The organism is Flavivirga eckloniae (assembly GCF_002886045.1).
Taxonomy (GTDB): Bacteria; Bacteroidota; Bacteroidia; order Flavobacteriales; family Flavobacteriaceae; genus Flavivirga; species Flavivirga eckloniae.
Map to the genome: position 1 here is coordinate 444,007 of NZ_CP025791.1, position 12,418 is coordinate 456,424.

A 12,418-nucleotide genomic window follows, 5' to 3' on the forward strand; every position below is an offset into this window, starting at 1 on the left:
TTTATATTTTTAAATTCAAATAAAAATTATAAAAAAATGGCAACAGTAACCCTAAAAGGAAATGCAATAGAAACGTCTGGAAACTTACCTGAAATTGGAAGTCCAGCTCCAGATTTTAAATTAACAGCAACCGATTTATCTACTAAAACGTTAAGCGACTTTAAAGGAGAAAAATTAGTTTTAAATATTTTCCCAAGTATCGATACTGGTACTTGTGCACAATCTGTTAGACAGTTTAACAAAGAAGCTAGTAACCTAGAAAACACTAAAGTTCTTTGTATTTCTCACGATTTACCATTTGCTCATGCACGCTTTTGTGGTGCGGAAGGATTGGAAAACGTTATTAGTTTATCTGATTATAAAGATGGAAGTTTTGGAAAAGATTACGGATTAAACTTTGTAACCGGTCCATTAGAAGCATTGCACTCAAGAAGTGTTGTAATCGTAGACGAAAACGGTATTGTAAAATACACAGAGCAAGTTCCGGAAACCGTTAACGAACCTAATTACAAAGCTGCTCTAGAAGCTTTACAGTAAATACTAGATCTTATTTAGTACATGACAAAACAAGACTCCTTTTTAGTAAATCGTTTAAAAAGTATAGGATATGCCTTTAAAGGAGCCTTGATACTTTTAAAAACCGAGGCAAGTATTAAAATTCAGTTTGCGATTGCCATCATTATAACAATAGCAGGCGTATATTATGATATTTCATCTACAGAATGGATGATTCAATTACTTTGTATCGGTATAATAATGAGTATTGAAGGCGTAAATACAGCCATAGAAGCGATTGCCGATTTTATTCATCCAGAGCACCATAACAAAATTGGTTTTATTAAAGATATTGCAGCAGGAGCCGTATTTATAGCTTCTATTTTTGCCATCATTATTGGTTTCATTATATACCTGCCAAAGATTTTTTAAAATACTATTACTTTAGGATAAACGTTAGTAATTTGTATTTTTGTTTAAACTAACAACGCATTAATGGCGAAGAGAAAAACTAAGACTAAAAAACCACCTACACAAAAAATTAAAAAACCAAGTTTTAAGCTATCAAACCAACAAAAATTGGTGTTTGGTAGTTTACTTGTTATTAGTGGTATTTGGTTGTGTATTGCCTTTGTTTCCTATTTCTTTACCGGAAAAGCAGACCAAAGTATTATAAATACGTTTCCTTCCAGAACCATAGAAACCCAAAATTGGGTAAGCCAGTTTGGTGCCTGGATTGGGGAATACCTTATTCAACGTGGTTTTGGTGTTGCTTCGTTTATATTCTCTGGACTAATATTTTTATCGGGAATATATGTGCTAATGAATCTTAATAAATCCAAATTAAGAAAGCATTGGTTTTGGGGTACTTTAATCATTATTTGGCTATCCGTTCTTTTTGGATTCTTCTGGAATAAAACGGCTATTCTTGGTGGTACAATTGGGTATGAAATTAATTCTTTCTTACAAGATTATATTGGTAAAATAGGAACATCTCTCCTACTCTTATTTGGTTTTATTACGTATTTAGCTATCCGTTTTAGAGTAACGTTCGAAAGTATAACAGCCCTTTTTAAATCTGCAAAAAAGGATCTTAAAAATGAAATTTCCGATTTAAAAGACGATTTGGTGGTGCCTTTAGATAACAACTTATCTGATGAAGCTGAAGCTATTAAGTCTGCTTACGAAATTTCTTTGCAAAATGATGAACCTACATTAAAAAAGGATGACAAACCTATAAAAGAAGTAGCCCCTCTGGAAGTTAAAGTAGCTCCAAAAGAAGCAGAAGAAGAACTCGATTTGGAAATGAAGGTTGAAGAAGTTTCAGAAGAACTTTCAGAAAAAAATAATTTAGCTAATAAATTGGTTGAGGATTTTGGACAATTCGACCCAACGTTAGAATTATCCAAATATCTGTTTCCACCGTTAGACCTTCTTAAAAAATACGATTCAGAAAGTATTACTATAAACCAAGAAGAGTTAGAAGATAATAAGAATAAAATTGTTGAAACCTTAAGCAACTATAAAATTGGTATTGCCAGTATTAAAGCGACTATAGGACCAACCGTTACTTTATACGAAATAGTTCCAGATGCTGGAATCCGTATTTCAAAAATTAAAAACCTAGAGGATGATATTGCTTTATCCCTATCGGCACTAGGTATTCGTATCATTGCTCCTATCCCAGGAAAAGGAACCATTGGTATAGAAGTACCAAATAAAAACTCAACAATAGTTTCTATGCGATCGGTAATTGCATCCAAAAAGTTCCAAACTTCAGAAATGCAACTTCCTATAGCTTTAGGAAAAACCATTAGCAACGAAACCTTTGTTGTCGACCTTGCCAAAATGCCTCACTTACTAATGGCTGGTGCTACGGGACAAGGTAAGTCGGTAGGTTTAAATGCCGTTTTAACATCATTACTATATAAAAAGCATCCGGCAGAAGTTAAGTTTATTCTTGTCGATCCTAAAAAAGTAGAGCTAACACTATTCAATAAAATTGAACGTCATTATTTAGCCAAATTACCAGATAGTGAAGAAGCTATAATAACAGACAACACCAAGGTAATCAATACATTAAACTCATTATGTATTGAAATGGACAACCGCTATGAGCTGCTTAAAAATGCTATGTGTAGAAACATTGCAGAATACAATACTAAGTTTAAGGCTCGCAAATTAAATCCTAATGACGGACATCAATTTTTGCCATACATTGTTTTGGTGGTTGATGAGTTTGCAGACTTAATCATGACTGCTGGAAAAGAAGTAGAAACACCCATAGCACGTTTAGCACAATTAGCCAGAGCTATCGGTATTCATTTAATCATAGCAACGCAACGTCCGTCTGTAAACGTAATAACAGGTATTATAAAAGCAAACTTCCCTGCCCGTATAGCATTTAGAGTAACTTCTAAAATCGATTCAAGAACCATTTTAGATGGCTCAGGAGCCGATCAATTAATTGGTCGCGGAGATATGTTATTTACCCAAGGGAACGATGTTATTCGTTTACAATGTGCTTTTGTAGATACACCAGAGGTTGAAAGAATTACTGATTACATAGGTGCTCAAAAGGCTTATCCAGATGCTTACCTTTTACCAGAATATGTTGGTGAAGAAAGTGGCACAAGTATTGATGTAGACATATCAGACAGAGACAAATTGTTTAAAGATGCTGCTGTTGTTATTGTTACAGCACAACAAGGTTCAGCTTCATTATTGCAACGAAAATTAAAACTAGGCTACAATAGAGCCGGTAGATTAATCGATCAATTAGAAGCAGCTGGAATAGTAGGGCCTTTTGAAGGCAGCAAGGCAAGACAAGTTTTAATTACCGACCTAATTGCCTTAGATCAACATTTAGAAAACGAGATATAACCTAATTTGAAGATGAGAAGAATTATTACATACCTTTTTATTGCATGTGCATTTAATGGCATAGCACAAAATAAAGCAAAAACATTACTAAACGAAGTTTCCCAAAAAGTAAAGAGCTATGAAAATATTTCCATAGACTTTAAATATACACTAGAAAACACGTCAGAAAATATAAAGCAAGAAACGCGCGGTGATGTTATCATGAAAGGCGAAAAATATAAGCTGAATATTCTTGGTGTTATTCGTCTTTTTAATGGTAAAACACTTTACACTATAAGCCCAGAAGATGAAGAAGTAACCATTTCTTCAGAAAGCAATAGCGAAGAGGATGCCATTACGCCAAGTAAAATGTTGTCTTTTTATGAAGATGGCTATATGTACGCTTTAGATATCGAACAAAATATAAAAGGCAGAAAAATACAATACATCAAGTTAACACCTATCGATTCAAATTCTGAAATAAAATATATTTTGCTAGGTATCGATTCACAAACCAAGCATGTATACAATTTGATTCAGCTTGGAAAAAACGGTACAAAAACTACATTAACTGTTAATTCTTTTAAAACTAATGAGCCTTTATCAAAAAGCTTATTTACCTTTGATGCCAATAAGTATACAGACTATTACATCAATAAATTAGATTAGGCAAACGCTTGTGAAACAGTTATTATTAAAATCTAAACAACTATTTTAAAAAGTTTTAATTCAAGAACGAGTTTATACTCGTTCTTTATATTTATAAATTAGCTCGTTAACCAAGTAACCAACAAACCTTAACCACGTAAAACATTTATGAAAATAAACTTAATCACTAGAAAGAATTATTACATAAATGTTATATTCTTGTATTAAGCGAGACCGAACCATGACTGTAAAAAAACAATAAGTTTGAGCAGATGAAAATACTAGATCGATACATACTAACCACATACCTTAAAACCTTTTTCAGCGTGTTTATAATACTCATGCTGATTTTTATTTTACAGACCATTTGGCTCTATATTAAAGAACTTGCTGGTAAGGACTTAGACATTGTGGTAATCGTTAAGTTTTTAGTTTATTTCATGCCTAAACTAATTCCGTTGGTATTACCTCTAACCATATTACTATCTTCCATTATGGTTTTTGGAGCATTTGCAGAGAATTACGAGTTTGCTGCCATGAAATCTACTGGTATCTCCTTGCAGCGTGCTATGTCTGGTCTTAGTATTTTTATAGTCGTATTAGGTATTATCACATTCTTCTTTTCCAATAATGTTATTCCGTGGGCAGAACTTAACTCCTATAACCTGCGCCGAAATATAGCGAAACTAAAACCAGCCATGCTATTAGCCGAAGGCCAGTTTAACGAGGTAGGTACTTATAATATAAAATTCGCAGACAAACACGGTGATAGAGATCAATATTTAACCGATATCACCATACATATTAAAGGAAACGATGGTAAAAAAAATGCCACAACTATAAAATCCAAAACAGGAGAACTTGCCAGTGAAAAGAATTCGAATGTTTTAAAACTTATATTGCTAGATGGTAATTATTATACAGACCTTAGTCCTAAAAAATCAAAGGATAGAGAAAAAAAGCCATTCGCAAAAAGTACTTTCGAAAAGTATATTATCAATATAGACCTCTCTAAGCTTAACAAAGTTGATTTTGATGAAAAATCGCAAACAGATAAATACAACATGTTAAGTGTAAATGGATTAAACAAAACCATTGATTCCCTTGCAGAAAAAAGACAATCCGATTTTCAAACATTTTCAAAAAATCTACATCTAAGATCTGGTGTTTCCAATGTTATTAAAACCAAAGCCGTTATAAAGGATTCTGTTTATACAGGAGCTATTTTGGACATCTTTAGTCCCGAAAAAAAAATAGAGTTGGTAGACCTTGCGGATAAATCAATAACAAGTGCTAAACAGATTATCATATCAAAACAAAAAACACGAAAAAACTCAAAAATCATGTTTAACAAGCATATTATTTCTTTACAAGAAAAATTTGCTTTAGGCTTTGCATGTATTATATTATTCTTTGTTGGTGCACCATTAGGAGCTTTAATTCGCAAAGGAGGTATTGGACTTCCTATGGTTATAGCTATATTGTTATTCTTATCCTATCACTTTATAGGTATTTTTGCCACTAACAGCGCAAAAAGTGGTAACCTTAACCCTATTTTAGCCAGTTGGTTCTCCACCCTTACCATGCTACCTCTTGGCATTATTTTAACCAAAAGAGCCACGGCAGACAGGGGTCTGTTTGAAAGTGAAGGGATTTTAACACCGTTAAAGAAACTGTTTAGAATAAAAAGTAATAAGCCAGATATCGCAAATGTTAATTTCGATACATCTTCTGAAGATTATAAGCTTCTTAATTCTTACGAAAACGACAAACTTATAGACATCCTTAAAAATTACAAACAATACGATTACGATGCAAGCTTTAAGGCGATGTCGCTATCTATATTGGAAAATAGAGGAGTTTCCAAACAAGAATTGAAAATTAGTAATAATTTTTCAAATCAAAAATATGAAGAAGCCGTTCGATTAACCTCTGCCTTTGAAGAAGATTCGAAATTAGCCTTTATTCTATACATAATCGGGGCAGTATTAGCCGTACCAGGCTTAATCCTAAAGAATAACACCTTCCCTACCTTAGGAACAACATTAGTAGCTATAGGAATTGTTTTTGGCGTAATTTACCTTATAGCATTAGTAAAATCATTCAACTACCAATCTAATTTTTATAAATTAATAGATAAAAGGTCTATTGGTAATGTTATTCTTTTTATTCTTATTGGTCTGCCTCTATATTTTATTTATTACCTACTCCAAAGAAAAAAGATTAAAGAAGATTTAAATCAAATAATTTAGATCAAAAATTTAACAATATCAATATCTTTGCATTATGATTTCAGATACCATGATACAAAAGACGACCACTAAATTCAAGCTAAACACCATACATGAAGCCATTGATGACATTAGAAATGGTAAAGTAATTATTGTTGTTGATGACGAAAACCGTGAAAATGAAGGTGACTTTGTTGCTGCTGCCGATATGGTAACACCACAAATGATAAACTTTATGGCCACGCATGGTAGAGGGCTTATATGTACACCTCTAACCGAAAACAGATGTAAGGAGCTTGAGCTTAATATGATGGTACGTAATAACACCGATCCTATGGAAACGGCTTTTACAGTATCTGTAGATTTAAGAGGCAATGGTGTTACAACAGGAATTTCAGCTAGCGATAGAGCAAAAACGATCAAAGCCTTAATAGACCCTAACATTAAACCTTTTGAGTTGGCGCGTCCAGGACATATTTTTCCTTTGGTTGCCAAAGAAGGTGGTGTTTTAAGAAGAACGGGGCATACAGAAGCCGCTATCGATTTTGCCAGATTGGCCGGGTTAAATCCAGCTGGTGTAATCGTAGAGATTATGAATGAAGATGGTACTATGGCACGCTTACCAGAGCTTATGGATGTTGCAAAAAAGCTCGATTTAAAAATTGTATCTATTGAAGATTTGGTAGCATACAGGATGCAACACGATTCTCTAATTGAGAAAAAAGAGGATTTTCAAATAGAAACTCGTTTTGGAAGTTTTAGGTTAAGAGCATATAACCAAACAACTAACAATCAAGTACATATAGCTTTAACCAAAGGACAATGGAAAGATGATGAGCAGGTACTCACCAGAATAAATTCGAAGTTAGTTAATAACGATATTTTAGGCACACTTACCAATGACATCGACAAAAAATTAGATGGCATGTTTAAAGTGATTAACGATGAAGGTAAAGGCGCCATATTATTTATTAACCAACAAATACAAAGCAGAAATATTTTAAAGCGTTTGAGTATTTTAAAAGAGAATCAGGTCGCTGGTCAATTAACTAAAGCTCCTCGAATTGAAATGGATTCCAGAGATTTTGGTATAGGTGCTCAAATACTTCACGATTTAAATATTCATAAATTAAGATTAATTTCTAACGCCGAAGAACATACCAAACGTGTTGGTTTAGTTGGTTATGGTTTAGAGATTGTTGATTATGTGAAATATTAAAAGTTTTATCATTCCTACCTGCACTTCGACTACGCTCAGTGACCAGGCAGGAATGATAATTAAGTTACTTATTCATTAAATACCCGATTTAATAATCTCGGCCATTTTACTCGCTCTTTCTTTTACTTCTGCTTCCGTCCACGATAGCTTTATTAAACAAGAAATGTTTCTACCAATATAATGATCAGACTGGGTGAATTCTTTTGTCTTTAAGTAGCTAAGTCCTTCTTTAATTTCTGAAGAAATTGGAAATAACGATTTCAAATTCGTTAAATGATCCCATTTTCTAATATAGTGCCAATTATTATCGTAATAATGAAAACAGGCATCTACTCCATTTTGTTTAAAAGCTTCCGACACTTTTCGAGCAGTTTCCAAATCTGGTAAAAAGAAATTCAAAAATGCACAACTCTCCTCCCCTCCTTCTGGTACAGTTCTAAAAGTTACCTCGGGAATTTCAGACAAAGCGTCTCTAAGTATTGAAAAATTCTTCTTTTGAATCTCTAAAAACTCCGGTAACCGCTTTATTTGTGCCAAACCTACGGCCGAATGTAATTCAGAAATTCTAAAATTATATCCTAAAAAAGGGTGTGTTTCTGCTCCTCTATCATTACCCACATGATCATGACCATGATCGCTATAATGATCTGCATTAGTATAATAGGTTTCATTATTTGTAATAACCGCACCACCTTCTCCACAGGTAATCGTTTTTACAAAATCAAAGGAAAAGCAACCAAGGTCTCCTACACTCCCTAGAGACTTACCTTTATAGCTTCCTCCTATGGCCTGGCAGGCATCTTCTACCAATAATAAATTGTGCTTATTACAAATAGCCTGTATAGCATCCATATGCCCCATGCTTCCACACATCTGTACAACCATGACAGCTTTTGTTTTTGGAGTAATCGCAGCTTCAACAGCCTTTGGATCTACTGCAAGCGTATCGTCAATATCGACTAAAACGGGAACTGCGCCTAGCATCATTATAGCTTCAAAACTCGCCACAAATGTAAACACTGGCATAATAACTTCGTCTCCAGCTCCAACGCCAGCAGAAGCCAATGCAACCGAAACGGCAGCTGTACCACTCGAAACTAGTTGTACGTGTTTTGTTTTAAACGACGCTTGTAAAGCTGTTTCAAGTTCTTTAGATTTCCAATGACCGTTGCGCATACCATCAAAACCATAGCGCATTAAAACACCGTTATCTAACACATCGTTAACTTCCTTTCGTTCTAATTCTCCAAATAATTCAAATCCTGGCATAAATAATATTTTGTTGTTTTTATAAAGCTGTCTAAATATGACTTCTTAAACAGCCCGTTTAGTTTATAATTCAATAATCGCGTCTTTAATTGGTTTTCTAACTTTTTCAAATTCAGAAAACATATCATCATCAGCCCTGTATCCTACAGGTAATAGCAATACAGATTTTAGTTTCATTGTATCCAATCCCAAAGCGGCATCAAATTTATCTGGTAAAAACCCTTCCATCGGGCATGAGTCTATACGCTCTACAGCACATACCGTCATTAAATTACCTAATGCAATATAAGCTTGGTTTTTAGACCATTGCTGACGTTCTTCTACAGACATTTTTTTCATATAATTAATAAGATCCAATCTATAGGGGTCTAAAATCTTTTCGGATGTTCCTCTAATAGATTTGATGTTATTGTAATACGTATTAACATCTTCCTCATGAATATTATCTTGTATACAGATTACAAATAAATGAGAAGCATCTAAAACCTGTTTCTGGTTAAATGCATGCTTAACCAATGGTGTTCTTAAGGCTTCATCCTCTACAACTATTAACTTGATAGTTTGAAGTCCGAAAGAAGTAGCCGTTAAATTAAAAGCTTCTTTTAAAGTGTTAAGCTTCTCGTTTGATAGTTTCTTATTGCTATCAAACTTTTTAGTAGCATAACGCCATTGTAATTGTTTTATAGTATCCATTTCATTTTAATATTACGCAAAAATAAGGTTTTGAGATTTTGTTTTTTAAAATTTTAAGGGATAAAATAATCTGGTTCGGATGACGTGAAAATTATTTTTTAAAAAGTTTGCATTTTATTTGAAAGAATTAAAAAAGGGTTCTATATTTGCACCCGCATTCAGGCAAATAGCTTGATGAGGCACTCAAGGAGAAATGGCAGAGTGGTCGAATGCGGCAGTCTTGAAAACTGTTGAGGGTCACACCTCCGGGGGTTCGAATCCCTCTTTCTCCGCAAAAACCCTTGTAATCGTACGATTACAAGGGTTTTGTTTTTTAGCTGACAGTATCATTGACAATTAACGGATCAAGACATTTTATGAAAACTACATGTCGTTTTAATAGGTAAGAATTGGGTTATTTCCTTTTAAACTTATCATATTAAAAGATATAAAGTCCCTACAAATAATATTGTCAAAAGAATTAGAAGAACAACTGGCATCCTTGGAATCTTTTCCAACACCCCAAAATCGCTTCTTACTTGAATTACTAGTAAAACAACATTCATACTGGATTGGTATATGAATGCAAATATAAGTTACAAATTGATTTTAAAAATTAGCCTTTAAAACAGAATCAAAGGAGTTTATTTATATAAACTTATCCAATGTTCGTTATTCTTTGAAAAGGTATATTCCCATTAAAACTGTAACGATATGTTGTATGCTCTTTTGCTACTTCCCCCCCGACCTGTTTTATTACCATTAACATCTTTTTATTAAAATCTCCAATACCATTAATCTCCAATATTGGGTACCTAGGGTATTCCTTTTGAATCATTTGGGCTGCTGCCATAATTAGTGCACCATCTAACCCTTTTCCTTGATGTTCTGGCACCACACCAAACACCAATCCCAACATTTTGTTATTTGTTTTTCTCCATTGGTGCCAAACAAATTTTAATTTGCCTATAATACCTAACTTTCCGTTTACATATTTTAAAACCTGATTCACCTCGGGGATGTTAATATAAAAAGCAACCGGGGCTTTTTTAAAATATGCAAACCAAATAATCTTTTCATCTATTATGGGGCGTAACTCTGCTATAATAGCACGTCCCTGCTCTAAAGATAACTCTGCCACTCCCTCATGGTTTACCCAAGCCTTATTATAAATATGCACAATATCTTCGGTATACTTATCTATATGTTTTAGGTTCATATGCTCAAAATGATAGTTTTTATCCTTACTAAATATATCAGATTTGTACTTAATTCTGTGATGTAAAGGGTCTGCAGTATTTCGTATAAAAGTATAATGCTTAAAGTACGTTTCAAAACCATAGTTTTCAAACAAATCCTTATAGTATGATAAATGATAATTACATCTGTAATTAGGTTCTAATTCAAATCCTTTGGTTAACAAACCCCACCATTTATCCCGATCTCCAAAATTTATGGGGCCATCCATGGCTTCCATACCTTTATTCTTCAACCATTCCTTAGAAGCATCTAAAAGCATGTTAGCAGCTTCTTGATTATTTATACATTCAAAAAAGCCAATCCCTCCTACTGGTGCTTCTCCATTTTTATATGCAATTCGGTAGTCTATAAAAGCGGCTATTCTGCCCACACACATACCATTATCCATTAAAATCCATCGAGTACAAACACCATTTTTAAAATTCTGGTTAACCTTTTCATTAAACACATCTTCAATATCCTTGTCTAAAGGCCGAATCCATGCCCTTTCTTCTTTATATAACCAAGTATGTAATTTAACAAACTCTTTTGCCTCCTTTGACGTTTTAACCTCAATTAACTTCATAACACACTTATTTTATTACGCATAGAATTGTTTTAAAAATTTTAATATCATGATTTAAAAGTAAATGATCCTCGGGGCAAACGCACGAGGCATTCAATTGAAAATATTATTTATAAATTCCGAAGCAAGCTTCGTGGTATTAAACTTAAGATCCCGCCAGATACTGAAACAAGTTCAGCACAGGAAGCGGGATTAGTTCTACTTACTATTTTGAATGCTTTGCTTCGCAACTTTTCAAAATAGAGTTTCACTAATAAAAAATGATTAAATATGTTACTATCGTTTTGGAACATTATACCAAAAACAGCATCCTTTTTTTTTGACCCAAAAATGATAATTACAAAGGCAGTAATTGTGGTTACTTTTTAAAACCATACCACATGTAGGAAAGCAACTTGAATTCAAAAAACAAAAGAATACGTTTTAATTCTTTAGGCTAAACTAAATATTTTAACTAATTAAAAATGAAAAAACTTAAAACAATACAAAAAAATTCTGGTCGTTGGCAACACTAACAATAAAATAGCTCGCAATGCTTTCGAAAATAATGCTGTAAAGCACTTTGCAAAACATGAGGTAATTGCAAAAGCTTCTTTAATTGAAAATAAACATAAATCCTTCTAATACAATTATTTATACGTTTAAAATAAATTTTATTTAACACTTTTGTATTGTTATTTAAAAAGTATAGCAATACCAAACATAGAGTAATCTTGATAGAACCACTTTCCTTCTAAGTTCAATATCCAGGTAATTTTACTATACTAAAAAAACAAACACGTTGCATACACGATTCAGCATTAGGATACCCCACTAATGCAGGGCAAACCTCTAATTGAAAGCGTTGTTATTTCAATAATAATGTACTACGCCTGCTTGTCAAAATGAATTACCAGTAGCAATATTAAATGCAAAGACATTTAAGAACCCTGTTCAGAATAAACCAGTTTCTCAATGAAAAAAGGTTTATCGAAAGGAACTACAACTAGTAATACATAAATCTTGTGCATTAATTAAAGAGACACAGGATGAATCAAACTCAAAAAAAGTAGAACTAAACACTTCTAATTTTGAGCTAGAAAGAGTATGCTGTAAACTAACCACAAAAAAGAAAAGAGAAATTAAGAATAGCTATAACCTATTCTTAAAACCTAATAAACATACACATTCAAGAAGATAGCCATGTGCTATAACGCC

9 protein-coding genes and 1 tRNA gene are annotated in these 12,418 nt (G+C 33.2%); 7 read left to right on the forward strand and 3 right to left on the reverse strand.

Annotated features, from left to right (window positions below; genetic code table 11):
* Positions 1-36: 36 nt before the first annotated feature.
* From tpx to ribB, 6 genes are all read left to right on the forward strand, one after another.
* A complete protein-coding gene (tpx, locus tag C1H87_RS01845) occupies positions 37-537 on the forward strand; it encodes a thiol peroxidase (RefSeq protein WP_102754188.1) in 501 nt (166 codons plus the stop codon).
* 21 nt (positions 538-558) lie between these two features.
* Positions 559-927: a diacylglycerol kinase gene (locus C1H87_RS01850; protein WP_102754189.1), complete on the forward strand. Its 369-nt coding sequence runs from the start codon at positions 559-561 to the stop codon at positions 925-927.
* A 63-nt stretch (positions 928-990) separates the two neighbouring features.
* The gene (locus C1H87_RS01855; RefSeq protein WP_102754190.1) at positions 991-3,378 is read left to right on the forward strand and encodes a DNA translocase FtsK; all 2,388 of its coding nucleotides are present in this window, start codon (positions 991-993) and stop codon (positions 3,376-3,378) included.
* 12 nt (positions 3,379-3,390) lie between these two features.
* Entirely contained in the window at positions 3,391-4,026 is a 636-nt protein-coding gene (locus C1H87_RS01860; protein ID WP_102754191.1) for a LolA family protein, read from the forward strand.
* Positions 4,027-4,277: 251 nt separating this feature from the next.
* On the forward strand, positions 4,278-6,257 hold the full coding sequence (locus tag C1H87_RS01865) for an LptF/LptG family permease (RefSeq protein WP_102754192.1): 1,980 nt from the start codon (positions 4,278-4,280) through the stop codon (positions 6,255-6,257).
* A 34-nt stretch (positions 6,258-6,291) separates the two neighbouring features.
* Complete coding sequence (gene ribB / locus C1H87_RS01870) at positions 6,292-7,455, forward strand: 3,4-dihydroxy-2-butanone-4-phosphate synthase (protein WP_233783299.1); 1,164 nt, start codon at positions 6,292-6,294, stop codon at positions 7,453-7,455.
* Positions 7,456-7,530: 75 nt separating this feature from the next.
* On the opposite strand, the gene C1H87_RS01875 is transcribed toward ribB, so the two are convergent.
* Entirely contained in the window at positions 7,531-8,724 is a 1,194-nt protein-coding gene (locus C1H87_RS01875) for a DegT/DnrJ/EryC1/StrS family aminotransferase (RefSeq protein WP_102754193.1), read from the reverse strand.
* Positions 8,725-8,787: 63 nt separating this feature from the next.
* Positions 8,788-9,417: an NAD(P)H-dependent oxidoreductase gene (locus C1H87_RS01880; RefSeq protein ID WP_102754194.1), complete on the reverse strand. Its 630-nt coding sequence runs from the start codon at positions 9,415-9,417 to the stop codon at positions 8,788-8,790.
* Positions 9,418-9,604: 187 nt separating this feature from the next.
* Between C1H87_RS01880 and C1H87_RS01885 the strand changes: the two genes are divergently transcribed.
* Positions 9,605-9,689, forward strand: a tRNA-Ser gene (locus C1H87_RS01885).
* Between the two features lie 365 nt (positions 9,690-10,054).
* Here the strand turns inward: C1H87_RS01885 and C1H87_RS01890 are convergent.
* A complete protein-coding gene (locus C1H87_RS01890) occupies positions 10,055-11,221 on the reverse strand; it encodes a hypothetical protein (protein WP_102754195.1) in 1,167 nt (388 codons plus the stop codon).
* Positions 11,222-12,418: the final 1,197 nt, after the last annotated feature.